This is a genomic window from Moorena sp. SIO4A5, from assembly GCF_010672005.1.
Taxonomy (GTDB): Bacteria; Cyanobacteriota; Cyanobacteriia; order Cyanobacteriales; family Coleofasciculaceae; genus Moorena.
Genome location: NZ_JAAHHZ010000030.1, coordinates 1 through 14,186 on the forward strand (window position 1 = coordinate 1; position 14,186 = coordinate 14,186).

Genomic DNA, 14,186 nt, shown 5'->3' on the forward strand with positions numbered 1-14,186 from the left:
TCAACGTTGAGCGACCATTAATCGGTGGTGTCAAGGTTCGCACTGGAATTGGCAGATTCAGCAACATGCGGCTTTGCTGAGCCTGAATCACCAATTGGGCAGGAAATCCGTCTTGCCTACCTCCACGCAGGATATCACTCATCACTCGGCTACCAGGCCCAGCATAAACTCTACCGGACGAATTATCTAATTGGGAGGGTAATTCGATAAATGGTGCATCAGGCTGACTCAGGTAACTAGCTGCCTCAATAATATCTACTGTTACTGGTTCTTTGCCCGGATTGTAGAGGATAATCCCCAGATAAAGGGTGCGCAAATCCTCTAGGGTGGGTGCTTTGGCAACATGGTGGGCAAAGATATCAAAGCGCCCTTGAAATGGAAAGTTTAAGTGAGCCCCTGGGTTGCCTTTGTCAGAAGGGGGAAATGTGGACAGTAAAATTCCTTCAGTCTGTACTAGTTCGGGACTGTTGCTGTTGAATACGGGTACATTATCTAGTTGTCCTGGTAGAGGGCGTATTTCTTGGAGTTGCACGATTTCTACTTGAGGTGTTGGTGCTGGGGTGGCTTGAGCCAGGGTGAAATTTAGTAAAAATGGCAGCATGGATAATGGGGTTTTAGTTAAACCAAAAGTGGTTAAACCATAAAGACGCGAACAGGCCAAGATTTGGATCAGGGTGCCATCTGCTAAGTTCAGAAACTCTGTTAGTTACAGGTTTTTAGTCACAGGTGTTGGCTAACTGGGAATTCTGAGTTTTAGTGATGTCAGCTGGAATTTTCCAGTATGGCATGGGAATATATTGAATCTATAACTATGACTTTTCTTTACCACCAAGTTTCCCTTGCCCAACTTTCCACCAAGGCACGTTCTGATCGCACACGCTGGCAGTCAGGAACTGAATTAGCTATGGTTACCTATGGGGAAGTGTCTCTTGGTTTTATTGTCCCTCTGGAAATTCTAACTGCTTTGCCCACTGAGGCGGTTGCTGGAATGCCCCTAAAAGAACTACAGCGTTGGCTGTTTAGAAATCGGGAAGGATGGCTGGAAGGGATTATGGATGCTTTGACTCTCACTTACAAAAAACAGGAGGTACTCGGGTTGCTCCACCCTCGCTACTCAAATCAGTTATCAGAGCTAGTCATAAGTAGACAATCGGCTTAAACCAGTGAGTATTTCAAGAAAATCCCACGTCAGCAGCAAAACGCGATGTTCCGTTCGCGTTCGCGTAGCGTGGCCTACGGCCAATCGCGTAGCAGCGACCGGGCCATAATCGCATTTTTAGGTATTGCCTATTTGCGGTATGATATCACAATTTATGAGCAATTTATGAGCAATTTATGAATTCCCTCTTCCAGTTCCTTCCCCCTGTTAAGCATTTTGAAGTTAAAATAACTAGTTATTTTAACTAGTTATCATAGTCAGCAAAATACCCATGTTTAAGGAGGTAAAAAGGACTCCATAGACTACTAAGAAACAACTCCATTTGGCAAGCTGCAATTAAATCAGACTGGATAGCACCACCATGTTTGAGCCAGTGAAAGGTAATTTTGCGCAAATCGTTGGTCATGTAAGCCAGAGTTGCCAACGGTCTTAGCCAAGGTTTTACACTCAACATCCGGGTGACATGACGACTTAAACCAATCCCACGGAAAAATGGAATTAAATACTCACGTCTCAGACGCCAGCTAGGGATTTTGTGCTCAATTTCCATAGCAGGATTGTACCAGATTTCCCAGCCCTTAGCTTGGATACGAGACAACATCTCTAAATCTTCCCCAGTTAACATACTGCTCTTAGTACGCCCAGTCAAAATAGGCCGAGAGGGCATACTCTCTAACCAAGCTTGTTTTCGCACAACCAACCCAGCTGAAGGCGGTAGTAATTTTTTGTGAGGTTCATAAAGTAATGGCTCACAGCCACGTTCAGTGATTGCTAAAAATGGCGCAAGTTTATCAAAATTTGGTGGAGGAGTGACTTCAAAAACACCATGAATTTGACTACCATAAGCACCACAAGTAGGGTTAGATTTGCCAAAGGCGTAAGCAGCAGCTATCCAAGACATTGATGGAATCGTGTCATCGTCTAGGAAACCCACTAGTTCACCTCTGGCTTCCTGAATGGCACGGCATCTGGCATAAGCTGCCCCTTGTTTCGGTTCAAAACAATACCTCAAGGGATATTGCTGTGGCCAATTGGCTTGATAAGCCTGAACAAGCTTAGCAGTGCCGTCAGTGCTGTTGTTGTCAATAACAATAACTTCCCAGCTGAGTTGGTCTTGCTGGCAACAGTCTCGCAGTCGGTCTAAGACTTCTGGTAAACGCTTCTGACCATTGTATGTTGGGATGGCAACAGTTAACTCCATAACCATAGTTTTTTTTTCCAGTGTAGAAAAATAACCCTAACTAATTATTATTGTGAATATTCCCAAGTGTTGAACAAAATTATCTCTCTCTGAGGATAGAAATTGTTATTGTTTTAGGAAATTTAACCGATACTTTAAACGGTGCTTATCCACTAGGCGCGCCCATGCTACCCTTTACCCACTCCTGACTCCTGGACAAAGTTAGTTATATCGAACTGATGTTACTAGTCAGCGCCTTTTTTTTTGGAAAAGTACTATGGCAGTTTTTACTAAAATCTTCAAATCTAGCCATAATGACCAATTTTACATGTACAAAGTATCTAGATGTACCACTTCTTCAAAGCGATGCAGCAAGGGAACAGGGGGTTTCCACGGGGCAAACAGCGGTGCGGACGCAGGTTCCGCACACAGACCCATGCGCCATGAGCGACTGCATCAAGACAAGACGTAATATCGGAACGACCGGACACTTGCAAAAGTCCCGTTATTCCTGGTAAAACTGCATGACGTATAAAGTGGTGTTCAGATAATTTATTGACATCTATGATTGGCAATTATCTAAAATAAATTTTTTTTTTAAAAAATAACGTTAAGTATTTTGTGAATTTAATCTAGGCTATAACGGTATATTTTTGATCAATTATTAATTTTGTTTAAAAAACTATACACCATATTTTATTTCATTACGAGCTTATATATCTTTATGATTAACCTGAACATAATCATAATAACTTAGAACTTATCACCTGCAAAAAAAAGATATTTTTGTCAATTTTAAACCTTCAATATACCATCATATATGGTATATTTTTTACTGAAATATAGGCAATAATACTGCCTTATTTGCGAAGCGTTTATTAAACTAATATGCTCTATAAGTAGTCGGACATAAATAAACGGTAGTGTTTCAAAAACTGTAAAATCAGTGTAACCTTTACCCCAAAAGGTTTTGGATCTATTTACAAAACTTTATACAGCACCAAAAACTTTTGTCCGACTACTTATCATGGAAAAAAAACATAATTTAACTTAAAAAAAACAAAAATATCCTGATCGTTTAAAATCAAAAACACAATAGCAAATTTTTAACCCAACAATTTATTCATGTCAACACTATTTTAGTATTTCAATAATTCTATGAATATATAATTTTAAACTTTCTGTGGAGAATATGTGAAATTTTTGATGAGAGTTTATTTACGGTAAATTCACTACAGCCACAAATGATTTTTTGAGTTAAGCTGGTGATGATTAACTCCTATGCAAACTTCCCAGTTTGCATGGGAGATTTTCTGGGGAAGCAATATCTACCAAAATTGCCCACATTACGTTACAGGAAAAGTAAAAAATGACGGAACCAAAGAGAGCGCTAATCACTGGAATTACAGGTCAAGACGGTTCCTACTTGAGTGAGTTGTTGCTAGAAAAGGGCTATGAGGTTCACGGTATTATCCGAAGGACCTCCACCTTCAACACAGATCGCATTGACCATATCTATGTAGACCCCCACAATCAAAACGCACGGTTCTTCTTACACTACGGTGATTTGACTGATGGTGTGACCCTACGCCGGATCTTAGAGGCGGTTAAGCCATCGGAAATTTATAACTTAGGGGCTCAATCCCATGTTCGGGTCAGTTTTGACTCCCCAGAATATACCGTTGACTCGGTGGGAATGGGTACTCTCCGACTTTTGGAAGCGATTCGGGACTATCGTCAGCGCACCGGTATCGACGTGCGTTTCTATCAAGCTGGTTCTTCTGAGATGTTTGGCAAGGTACAGGACATACCCCAAAAGGAAACCACTCCATTTTATCCCCGCTCTCCCTATGCCTGTGCTAAGGTGTATGCTCACTGGCAAACTATAAACTATCGTGAATCCTACGGCATGTTTGCCTGCAATGGTATACTGTTTAACCACGAATCACCCCGTCGAGGGGAAACCTTTGTCACCCGCAAGATTACCCGAGCAATTGCCCGAATTGTCGGAGGTCAGCAGAAAAAACTCTACCTGGGTAATCTTGATTCTAAGCGAGACTGGGGTTACGCGAAGGACTATGTCAAGGCCATGTGGCTGATGCTCCAGCAAGACAAACCAGATGATTATGTGGTAGCTACTGGTGAAACCCACTCAGTTAAGGAGTTTTTAGAGATTGCCTTCAAATATGTAAATCTGGATTGGAATAATTATGTGGAGTTTGACGAGCGTTATTTGCGCCCTGCTGAGGTAGATATACTGATTGGTGACCCCACCAAGGCAAAAAAGGCACTAGGTTGGGAGCCATCTGTAACCTTTGAGGAGTTGGTAGCCTTAATGGTAGAAGCGGATTTACAAGCTTTGGGTCTGTCGAGCGCTAACGGCAAGAGTACTAAACCGTTGAATGATCAAGCCTATATCCGTCAAGGTGTAGCTACAATGGTTGACTAATCCGTTAGTCTATGACTGACTGTGAAGGTAGCATCGTTGGTGCAAGCGAATACATCAGCAACCACAAATCCGGATCGATAGGATTTGTGTTGAATAATGACTTAGTATATTCCTGCTTGCATTGCGATGCACCAGACGGTGATAGTTCTCCAAAAGCTAGGCAAGGATGACAAATAAATGGAAAGTTTAGATCTTAGTAATAAGAGGATTCTAGTTACTGGTGGAGCTGGATTTCTAGGACGTCAGGTAGTAGATCAGTTGTGTAAAGCTGGAGCGGATGCACAGAAGATTACTATTCCGCGATCGCTTGATTATGACCTGCGTTCTTTAGAGAACTGTCAAAGAGCTGTGGATCAGCAGGATATCATCATTCATCTTGCTGCTCACGTTGGTGGCATTGGTCTTAATCGAGAAAAGCCAGCTGAGCTATTCTATGACAATTTAATGATGGGTACTCAGCTAATTCATGCCGCCTATGAAGCTGGTGTGGAAAAATTTGTCTGTGTTGGTACCATCTGTGCCTATCCCAAATTCACACCAGTACCCTTTAAAGAGGATAACCTGTGGGATGGTTATCCCGAAGAAACCAATGCCCCTTATGGGGTTGCTAAGAAAGCTCTTTTAGTCCAGCTACAAGCCTATCGGCAACAGTACGGATTCAATGGCATCTATCTGTTACCGGTGAACTTGTATGGTCCGGAAGATAATTTCGACCCCAGCAGTTCCCACGTAATCCCTGCTCTAATCCGTAAAGTCTATGAAGCCCAACAAAAGGGAGAAATGACATTGCCTGCGTGGGGTGATGGCAGTCCTACCCGTGAGTTTCTCTACTCAACCGATGCAGCACGGGGTATTGTGATGGCTACCACGGATTACAATCAGCCAGAGCCAGTTAATTTGGGTACAGGCTATGAAATCTCAATTCGCGATTTAGTTGAGTTGATTTGCGAATTGATGGAATTTAAGGGAGAAATTGTCTGGGAAACTGATCAACCCAATGGTCAGCCTCGCCGTTGTCTGGATATTGAACGAGCCAAGCAGGAGTTTAACTTCACTGCTGAGATGGAGTTTAAGCAGGGGTTGAAGAATACTATCGACTGGTATCGACAACACGCTAGCTAAATCTACCCAAACCCATTGTCGGTAGGGGCGAAGTATTTGTACCTGGATATGTAGCTTAAACAGTAGCTCTAACAGTTCCAGTTTGTATACAAATGCTTCGCCCTCGAAGGCTAAAGCCAGACAGACTTTAGTAGAATAGTAATCAAAATACAATTTATATCCTGTCTGGAAGCATTAAGAGTGTAAGGTTTAGTAATTAGTAAAGGGCAACGATGAATTGTGATTACTCCCAACCCATTACCCCTTACCGAAAAAAACTTGGTAAATTAACACTAAAACTAAATATACATGATAGTATTTTTTTGATGATTGTTAATAACAATAACTTAATCAAGTATAATCAATCAATATTATAATTTATTTTAATTTATAGAGCATCTAACTATAGATAGATTTATAAAAAAAATACCTAGCTTCTAACGGTGAAAAAAGGGTGAGTAATCTACTAATTTTTTGTCGGTGACTATTAAAATTTTTTCCTGAGCAATTATTATGGAAGCTATAGATTATTCAGAAGAAATAGATTTTCATAAATACTGGCTAGTTTTCAAACGGCGTTTTTTGCCAGCAACCCTAGCCTTTGCTGGTTTTTTTGGTCTTGCAGCATGGTATGCATTCTCTCAAAAAACTGTTTATTTAGCAGCAGCTCAACTGTTGTTAAAGACAGATAATTCTTCTTTGACCGGGGTTGATAATTCAACTGGCACTATTGATAATGTGGCTCGCAAGAGGGACCCTTTATCTACGGAAGTAGAAATTATTATTTCCAGACCAATTATAGAAAAAACCATCAAAACTCTCAACCTCAGGGATAAAAACGGTGAATTTATCTCTCCTGAGTTCATTTTAAAAGAACTCAGTGTCAAACCAATTCCGGGGACAGACATCTTAACTATTTCCTATGAATCCTTTGATCCTACTTGGGCAGAAAGGATCGTTAACACACTGATTAAGGTTTACATAGAGAATGATCTCCAAACTAACCGAGCGGAAGCTGTCGCTGCTCGTGACTTTATTGAGAAACAACTCCCAAAAGTTGAAGCTACTGTCAGCCAATCAGAAGCGGATTTACGTAAATTCAAAGAAGCTAATAAAGTACTAGACCTGCAACAAGAAGCTAACATTGCAGTCGAGTCGATTGCCAAATTAGAGGACGAAATTTCTCAACTTCAGGCTCAGTTAGCACAGATAAATGCTGAGTCTAAGGGCTTGCGCAATAAGATCGGTCTGGATACACAGCAAGCTGTGGCAGCTACGTCTTTAAGGCAATCTACTGGGGTGCAGGATGCACTGAAACAACTCCAAGAGATACAAGCTCAGTTAGCAGTGGAGCGCACCCGCTTCAACGATGAATACCCAACAGTGGCTCAGTTGGCTTTTCAGGAAGCTGCACTATTAAAATTACTAAAAGAGCGAATAGCACAAGTCATTGGTAGCCAACAATCAGCGCCACCGGTTAAGAGTTTGTTAGAGTTTGGACCAATCCAGCAACAACTGACTGCAGAACTGGTTCAGTCCGAGGTACAGCGTTTAGGGCTGACTAGCCAACTAGCTGTTCTGAGGAATACTCAGTCGTCTTACAAAGAGCGGTCTAGAGTCCTACCGAAATTAGAGCAGAATCAGCGGGAACTGGAGCGACGGGTAGCTGCTGCACAAGCAACTTACCAAATTTTGTTAAGCAAGCTACAAGAAACTAGAGTTGCGGAAAATCAAAATGTCGGTAATGCCCTTGTGATTTCAGAGGCGATCGTTCCTGAAGAGCCGATTCAAATCCCCATCAACCTGATCCTGGCAGGGGGAGCTTTTGCTGGTATCTTAGTTGCGATCGCTACGGCTTTCTTGATCGACCTCTTAGACAAATCGGTTCATACTCTCAAAGAATTAAAAGAGTTGTTTAGATATACCTTGTTAGGGGTGATTCCAGATTACGGCAAGCTGGTCAGTACCAGCTATTTTGCTGGATCGTCTCAACAGAATGTTTTCCCCATTTTTCCAAGAGATTTGCCCCGCTCTGTCGTCGGTGAAGCCTATCAAATTCTGCAAGCGAATCTGAAATTTATCAGTTCTGATCGACCACTGCAATCGATTGTAGTAACCAGTTCTGTTCCTAAGGAAGGCAAGTCCCATGTCTGTGCTAATTTAGCTGCGGCTATGGCTCAAGTAGGACGCCGGGTGTTACTAATCGATGCTGATCTGCGTTATCCATCTCAACATCATCTGTGGGAACTAACTAACTCCTTGGGTTTAAGTGATATTCTGGTGGGTGAGGCTCAATTTCATCAGGCTAAACGGGAAGTAATGACTGGTCTTGATGTTCTGATGGCTGGGGTAATTCCTCCAAATCCTGTGGCTATTTTGGACTCTCAGAAGATGGCTTTACTGATGCAGAAGTTCTCACGAGAGTATGACTGCGTTATCATAGATACTCCAGCATTAGCTGGTATGGCTGATGCCCCAATTTTGGGCAAAATGGCTGATGGCATTTTACTGGTAGCCCGACCTGAAAAAACAGATTCTGCCAGGGCTAATGCTGCTATGGAAATTCTCAACAGCTCAGGTCAAAATGTTCTGGGGTTAGTTACCAATGGTGTCATCTTCAAGAACGAACCTGACGGCTATATCTACCGCAACAGGGAAAACTATACTACGCCAGATGTCATTCCAAATCCGGTTTAATAAGACTATATTCAAAACAATCAAAGTCCTTGCCTAGACTTGATTTGATGATTTAGTTAAGTAACCTATATGAACCGGATTTGGTATCAGTCAGGAAAAGGCTGAATGTAATCAGCCGTAAAACCTTGCACGCTGTGAATCTATTATCCAGAAGCTGCGCTGCCAGAACTTTGGTGGCGCATTCTGATCATAATTCCTAAGGTTATTTGCTTCATCATCCAGTAAAATACTGTCAGCACCACGAATGTTACGGCCATTACTAGTAGTGGACCTTTAGAGGTTAAATCATGAATCATACTCTTGGCTAAGCTACTGGGTTGAGCAACTAAGTCCCAGCTGTTGAACCGTTGGAATCGTCCTAAATAAATACCAAAGGCGCACAGAGCATGAGTAATTAACTCAGCTAAAAATATCAACTTTCCTAACCTTCGCTGCTGCAAATACTCACCTAGGTTAATCACAGATAGAACGTAAGCTTCAAAACCGGTTAGGATAACTAGCAGATGTTGGGGAATAACAACTAGAGTAATTGTCCATACTGAGTAATTCCTGCGAATGGCTTGAATTAGATGAATCACATCGGTGAGCAGATAGGGCGCATTGGGCAAAAATAGGATAAAAACTGCTAAACCTATCCACCATAATCCGGAGTGTAAGCCAGATTTACTCCGGAATAGCCAAAAACTTAGAGCTAATGGTATTGATGCTAGAAACAAATTCCAAGCCATCCAGCCATTGTGGCTATGCCAAGCTTTCCATACCTCTGTCAGTAATGTGTCCATAGACATGATTAGTGAACCTTTGCTCTAGGGTAGATTAGCCTTGTTAAGTGGTATTGAATTTAATCCTTATCCTAACTCATCCGTTCAGCTTTGAGTTTTGAGCTTGAGCTTTCATAGGTCATACTTCATACTTAAGCCTTAAGTTGACGGTTGAAAGTTGAAAGTTGAAAGTTGAAAGTTTAAGGTTTAAAGTTGGAAGCCTTTGAAGCTCATAACAATTCTGGCTCATTACCCATTACCGATTACCCGAGAAGGGATATGATCATCAGTCAACTGGATTTGAGATAACCATGCCTCAGAATCGGATTATTACTCTGCTGAGTGATTTTGGCTTACAAGATGTTTATGTGGGTGTGATGAAGGGTGTCATTGCCCAAGTTAACCCAACTTTGACTATAGTAGACCTGACTCACCACATCCCCCCTCAAAACCTAGCCGCTGCTCGGTTTAATTTGATCAATGCTTATCCCTACTTTCCAGCGGGGACAGTTCATGTGGCGGTGGTTGATCCAGGAGTCGGCAGTCACCGAAGAGCGATCGCTATCCAACTTTCACAGGGTTTCTTGGTCGGTCCAGATAATGGGCTATTCAGTGGAATTTTGGAGCAATACCCAGTCATGGCAGCAGTTGAGCTAACCAACTCAGCCTACTGGCGCACTATAAATCCTAGCACTACGTTTCATGGTCGAGATATCTTTGCTAGTGTTGGAGCTCACTTGGCTAGTGGCTTACCAATCGAAAGCTTGGGAGAGGTAATTGAGCCAAACACTTTGGTAACGCTAGATATACTAACAAAAACACTAACCGATGATGGGATTATTGGTTCTATCCAATATGTTGACCATTTTGGCAATTTAATCACTAATATCCCAGGGGCTGAGGTTGATGGCAAAACTTGGTCTGTTAAGATAAGCGATCGCATTATCCCCCATACTCAAACCTATAGCAATTGCCAACTTGGAGAGTTCGTTGCCCTAATTGGTAGTCATGGTTGGGTGGAAATCGCTGTTAACGGTGGGAGTGCTAAGTCTCAATTACAGCTGGATTGGGGAGATAAAGTGGAATTAAGCATTAAAAATTAGAATAATAATTAGTACCGAGTTCCTTTCCAGGATATTATGACCACATCACTACAACCATCTGAACCGGTAGTTTACCAAGGTCAGTTTGGCGAATTTACCATTACCGAAAGCGATCGCATTGGCGTAGTTATCTACCGCGCTGGCTTAGTGGTAGCAGCCTTGAGCTTTGCGATCGCCAGTAATTTAATTCTATTGCGAGGAGCTAGCCCAAGTATTTTAAATGTCCTGACTCCTCTTTATGGCTTATTCTGCCTTGCCCTAGGGGTTAGCTTAGTCACCATTCATATTTATCTAGCTCCCCTGCACCGCCTACTACAAATCTTTTGGGGCATCGGTTGCATTGCCTCAATTGCACTGGCATTTTCCAGCAATGAGCCCCTTGCTCTATACATTTATAACCATCCTATTTCTCTATTCGGAATTGGTTTTACCTTTGCAGCGTTAACCGGAATTTATTTCAAGGAAGCATTTTGCTTTAATCGCTTGGAAACTAAATTCCTAACTCCCCTAGTACCCATGCTGTTACTGGGACATATAGTTGGATTTTGGTCTACAGATTGGGAGATGATTCTGCTAGGACTCTGGGCGGTTTTGTTTATGGTGTTTGCCCTGCGTAAAGTATTGCAACCGATTCCAGATGATATTGGTGATAAGTCGGTTTTTGAGTATCTCAAAAAGAAGCGTGTGTAAGCTATAAGCTATCAGCTATCAGCTATCAGCTATCAGCTATCAGTTATCAGCTATTAGCTATCAGTTATCAGCTATCAGTTATCAGCTATCAGTTATCAGCTATAAGCTATCAGTTATCAGTTATCAGCCAAAGGTCTGTGCTCAGGCTACTAATCGGTGCTTTTGCATCAAATAAGCTGACCACTGACCGCTGACTGCTGAATGCTTACTCCAATTTTCATTAATCTCGAACTATTAAATCTCCTGTTTGCGCGATGGGCACGCTACGGGAACGAGGTTTATTTTAAGCATGATAGCTGACAGCTGACGGCTGAATGCTTACAAACGTGTAGGAAATTAATAAGCTGCTAGTGATTTTACGAATTACCAAAAAACAAGACTATAAACGAAGGAAGCAAGGGGACTGACGATCATCCTTTTTAAAATAATCCGGACAGATGGGACTTTGATTGGTAAGTACTAGAAAAGTGAGATGCTCTATAGCGGTTTTTAGCCTAATGAGGTACACCGGATTTTTTACCTTTTCTTTCTTCTGACTTTACTGCTCCCTGCTCCGAACGCGCCCCGCGTGGCCCACGGCCTCAGTCCCTGCTCCCTATAAACCCAAAAAATTGTACCTTACTAGCTTAAAAAGCGCTATAGACCTTATTAGTCATCAGTGATTATTAGTCATCAGTGATTAGGTGACCACGGTTTTCTCTACCGTAGACTATACCGTACATTAGTGACCACAATATCATTTATTTGTGGTTACTAATGACTAGTGACTATTGACGAGATAATTTTTCATTAAAAGTCCCAATCATGCGTTTAGTATGTAGGCGAAAACAGTGGGGTTTAACGGTTCAAGGATGGTTTGTGAATACTTTTTTGATTATTACCTGTAGTCTCTTTATGTTAACTCATATCCACCCATTTTTATCGATTACTTCTCCCATTAACGCTGATGCATTAGTAGTAGAAGGATGGCTACCGGACTATGCCTTAAAAGGTGCCATGGAAGAATTTGATCGGGGTAATTATCAAAAAATAATCACCACTGGCCTTCCTCTGCGTAAAGGATATTATCTGTCAGAGTATAAAAGCTATGCTGAATTGACTGCGGCAACGTTTATCGCACTGGGTTTTGAGCCAGATAAACTAGTTGCTGTTCCAGCACCAGATGTTAATGTAAATCGTACGTTAGCATCGGCTCAGGCGTTACGGGAGTGGCTATTAACCTCAGATGAATCAATCAAGTCTATTAATCTTTATTCATTTGATGTTCATACTCGCAGAAGTTGGATGCTATTTAAGCAAGTTCTTGGTCCTGAGATTAAAGTTGGAGCAATAGCTGCTAATTCCCTTGACTATGAACCAAAACAGTGGTGGGTTTCTAGTCAAGGAGTGCGGTCAATCATGTCTGAAACAATCGCTTATCTCTATGCTCAAGTTGTAAGTTTGAAAGTTTGAATATTGCCAAAACTGCTATAGCAATTATTAATTGGGTGAGGGAGTAGGGAGTAGGGAGTAGGGAACAGAAACATGTCTTAACCTTTACTTCGACTGGTATATTATTATTCATTCATCGTGCGATAGGTAGCTACTGCTGAAGGAGATATCCGATTCAGATAGCGGAAAATCCAATATTTGATAACCGAATCCAAGATAACTGGAAATGTGGCAATGAACAAAAATATAAACTCTCGACTTTCTGGTATTCCTAAATGTCGGGATACGGCTTCTAGGATTACTTCCCAACCGTGGGGAGAGTGGAATCCTACAAACATATCGGTAAACAAAATAATGATAAAGGCTTTGGCACTATCACTCAGTCCATAGATAATATCATCCATAAAAGATTTTAAAATAATTACATCTCGCTTGCTGTTCATGATAACTAAGGCAAAAGCAACTAGAGCTATAATGTCAGCAAAAATATTTTTAATGGCATTAGATCCTTGATTATAATAGTCTTCTGCCAGTTCGTTAGCTTTATGCTTAATCTCTTCTTCCATCTCCTCCTCAGATAGTTTAGGAGTAAACCCCAGTAAGCTTTTAAAGTGGAGTTCTTCTTCAAATTTTTTTAACTCTATCAGAGCTTCTTCTTCCATCTCATAATTTAAAAAAATAGCTGATTCATGGTTACTTCTAAAGTGCTCAACTATGGGACTAACTAGAAACGTTTTAGAAATTTGATGGGTTAAAATAGGAACAATAGTTAAAATTAGGATAAACTTAATAGAGATTACGGTTTTACGTTGAGACCGACGAAAGGTTTTGACAACTTTATCTTCAGCTCGTGGATCGAGTTCCTGCTGAATTCTTTTGACCGTCCCTACAATTGACCTAGGTAATACACCGGTTTTATCCGTTACTTTCTTGGAGTTAGCTCCTTGATTATTGACCGATGAATTGTTGTCTGATTCCGAATAAGGGGCTTCTCGAAGATTGGAATTTTGGTTGATAACCTGTCTTGGACTGGAGTTAGTAATCTGATTATCTGGCTTTTGGTCTATGGGAATCAATGCTGCGGTGGATTTTTCCGGTTTTGGGGCCGCATACTTGTTGATAATTTCATCAATAAAATTTAATTTTTCAATAAGTATTGACTGCTGATCGCTGAGGTCGATTGACTCAGATAACCGAGAATTTTCCCTAGCTTGTTGTTGACTAGTTTCGAGAGGATTAGATCCAGTTAATTCAGAATTTATTATAACAGAACGACTGGTTTTAAATTCTGCTAGTCTAACGTTGATAGTCTTGATATATTTATTAATTTCTGCCTCAAAATAGGCAATAACGCTGTTACTATATTGACTGGTATCGGCGGAGATTTTTTGACCTCCAAAATATTCATCTTCAATCGCTTTAATTTTTAGTGCCGCTTTGTATGCCTGATCCAAGGCTCTCTCTGGTGTATTGAAGAACCATTGTCTAGCTGTGCGTAAGATAGTTTGAAGATTCATTCAATTCTCTAGGATCATACTCTCAACATCTAAGGGGTGCATTCTTACACCTAATTATTCCTAGAACTCTTACATCCTAGTTGTGCTATAATAGCAAA

At 41.2% G+C, this 14,186-nt stretch carries 12 protein-coding genes; 7 read left to right on the top strand and 5 right to left on the bottom strand.

What is annotated here, in order from left to right; genetic code table 11:
• Positions 1-601 (bottom strand): DUF3370 family protein (locus F6K57_RS11165; RefSeq protein WP_293067474.1); only part of this gene is annotated, 601 nt, incomplete at its 3' end.
• A 210-nt stretch (positions 602-811) separates the two neighbouring features.
• Between F6K57_RS11165 and F6K57_RS11170 the strand changes: the two genes are divergently transcribed.
• Entirely contained in the window at positions 812-1,159 is a 348-nt protein-coding gene (locus F6K57_RS11170; RefSeq protein WP_229415186.1) for a hypothetical protein, read from the top strand.
• Positions 1,160-1,403: 244 nt separating this feature from the next.
• On the opposite strand, the gene hpsE is transcribed toward F6K57_RS11170, so the two are convergent.
• Both hpsE and F6K57_RS11180 read right to left on the bottom strand, forming a co-directional pair.
• Positions 1,404-2,366 (bottom strand): hormogonium polysaccharide biosynthesis glycosyltransferase HpsE, encoded by a 963-nt coding sequence (hpsE, locus tag F6K57_RS11175; RefSeq protein WP_293067477.1) that lies wholly within the window; start codon positions 2,364-2,366, stop codon positions 1,404-1,406.
• Between the two features lie 314 nt (positions 2,367-2,680).
• Complete coding sequence (locus F6K57_RS11180; RefSeq protein ID WP_293024404.1) at positions 2,681-2,914, bottom strand: hypothetical protein; 234 nt, start codon at positions 2,912-2,914, stop codon at positions 2,681-2,683.
• Positions 2,915-3,708: 794 nt separating this feature from the next.
• Here F6K57_RS11180 and gmd point away from each other — a divergent pair.
• From gmd to F6K57_RS11195, 3 genes are all read left to right on the top strand, one after another.
• Positions 3,709-4,788, top strand: a complete 1,080-nt coding sequence (gene gmd / locus F6K57_RS11185) for a GDP-mannose 4,6-dehydratase (protein ID WP_293067481.1) — start codon at positions 3,709-3,711, stop codon at positions 4,786-4,788.
• Between the two features lie 177 nt (positions 4,789-4,965).
• Positions 4,966-5,910 carry a GDP-L-fucose synthase gene (locus F6K57_RS11190; RefSeq protein WP_293024400.1) on the top strand — a complete coding sequence of 315 codons (945 nt, stop codon included), beginning with the start codon at positions 4,966-4,968 and terminating at the stop codon, positions 5,908-5,910.
• Between the two features lie 492 nt (positions 5,911-6,402).
• Positions 6,403-8,586, top strand: a complete 2,184-nt coding sequence (locus tag F6K57_RS11195; protein ID WP_293067485.1) for a polysaccharide biosynthesis tyrosine autokinase — start codon at positions 6,403-6,405, stop codon at positions 8,584-8,586.
• A 143-nt stretch (positions 8,587-8,729) separates the two neighbouring features.
• Here F6K57_RS11195 and F6K57_RS11200 read toward each other — a convergent pair whose 3' ends face one another.
• On the bottom strand, positions 8,730-9,374 hold the full coding sequence (locus tag F6K57_RS11200; RefSeq protein WP_364302353.1) for a DUF1361 domain-containing protein: 645 nt from the start codon (positions 9,372-9,374) through the stop codon (positions 8,730-8,732).
• Between the two features lie 284 nt (positions 9,375-9,658).
• Between F6K57_RS11200 and F6K57_RS11205 the strand changes: the two genes are divergently transcribed.
• The 3 genes from F6K57_RS11205 to F6K57_RS11215 all read left to right on the top strand — a co-directional run bounded on the left by F6K57_RS11205 (position 9,659) and on the right by F6K57_RS11215 (position 12,592).
• Positions 9,659-10,450, top strand: a complete 792-nt coding sequence (locus tag F6K57_RS11205) for an SAM-dependent chlorinase/fluorinase (protein ID WP_293067488.1) — start codon at positions 9,659-9,661, stop codon at positions 10,448-10,450.
• Positions 10,451-10,486: 36 nt separating this feature from the next.
• Positions 10,487-11,140, top strand: a complete 654-nt coding sequence (locus F6K57_RS11210) for a DUF2301 domain-containing membrane protein (protein ID WP_293024395.1) — start codon at positions 10,487-10,489, stop codon at positions 11,138-11,140.
• Positions 11,141-12,034: 894 nt separating this feature from the next.
• Entirely contained in the window at positions 12,035-12,592 is a 558-nt protein-coding gene (locus tag F6K57_RS11215; protein ID WP_293024394.1) for an ElyC/SanA/YdcF family protein, read from the top strand.
• Positions 12,593-12,696: 104 nt separating this feature from the next.
• Here F6K57_RS11215 and F6K57_RS11220 read toward each other — a convergent pair whose 3' ends face one another.
• A complete protein-coding gene (locus tag F6K57_RS11220; protein ID WP_293067493.1) occupies positions 12,697-14,088 on the bottom strand; it encodes a proton extrusion protein PcxA in 1,392 nt (463 codons plus the stop codon).
• Positions 14,089-14,186: the final 98 nt, after the last annotated feature.

Excerpts from the sequence above, each read along its gene's own strand:
- F6K57_RS11190 (WP_293024400.1), top strand. The coding sequence starts at position 4,966 with ATGGAAAGTTTAGATCTTAGTAATAAGAGGATTCTAGTTACTGGTGGA.
- F6K57_RS11220 (WP_293067493.1), bottom strand. The coding sequence starts at position 14,088 with ATGAATCTTCAAACTATCTTACGCACAGCTAGACAATGGTTCTTCAAT.
- F6K57_RS11210 (WP_293024395.1), top strand. The coding sequence starts at position 10,487 with ATGACCACATCACTACAACCATCTGAACCGGTAGTTTACCAAGGTCAG.
- F6K57_RS11200 (WP_364302353.1), bottom strand. The coding sequence starts at position 9,374 with ATGTCTATGGACACATTACTGACAGAGGTATGGAAAGCTTGGCATAGC.
- hpsE (WP_293067477.1), bottom strand. The coding sequence starts at position 2,366 with ATGGTTATGGAGTTAACTGTTGCCATCCCAACATACAATGGTCAGAAG.
- F6K57_RS11195 (WP_293067485.1), top strand. The coding sequence starts at position 6,403 with ATGGAAGCTATAGATTATTCAGAAGAAATAGATTTTCATAAATACTGG.
- gmd (WP_293067481.1), top strand. The coding sequence starts at position 3,709 with ATGACGGAACCAAAGAGAGCGCTAATCACTGGAATTACAGGTCAAGAC.
- F6K57_RS11205 (WP_293067488.1), top strand. The coding sequence starts at position 9,659 with ATGCCTCAGAATCGGATTATTACTCTGCTGAGTGATTTTGGCTTACAA.
- F6K57_RS11170 (WP_229415186.1), top strand. The coding sequence starts at position 812 with ATGACTTTTCTTTACCACCAAGTTTCCCTTGCCCAACTTTCCACCAAG.
- F6K57_RS11215 (WP_293024394.1), top strand. The coding sequence starts at position 12,035 with ATGTTAACTCATATCCACCCATTTTTATCGATTACTTCTCCCATTAAC.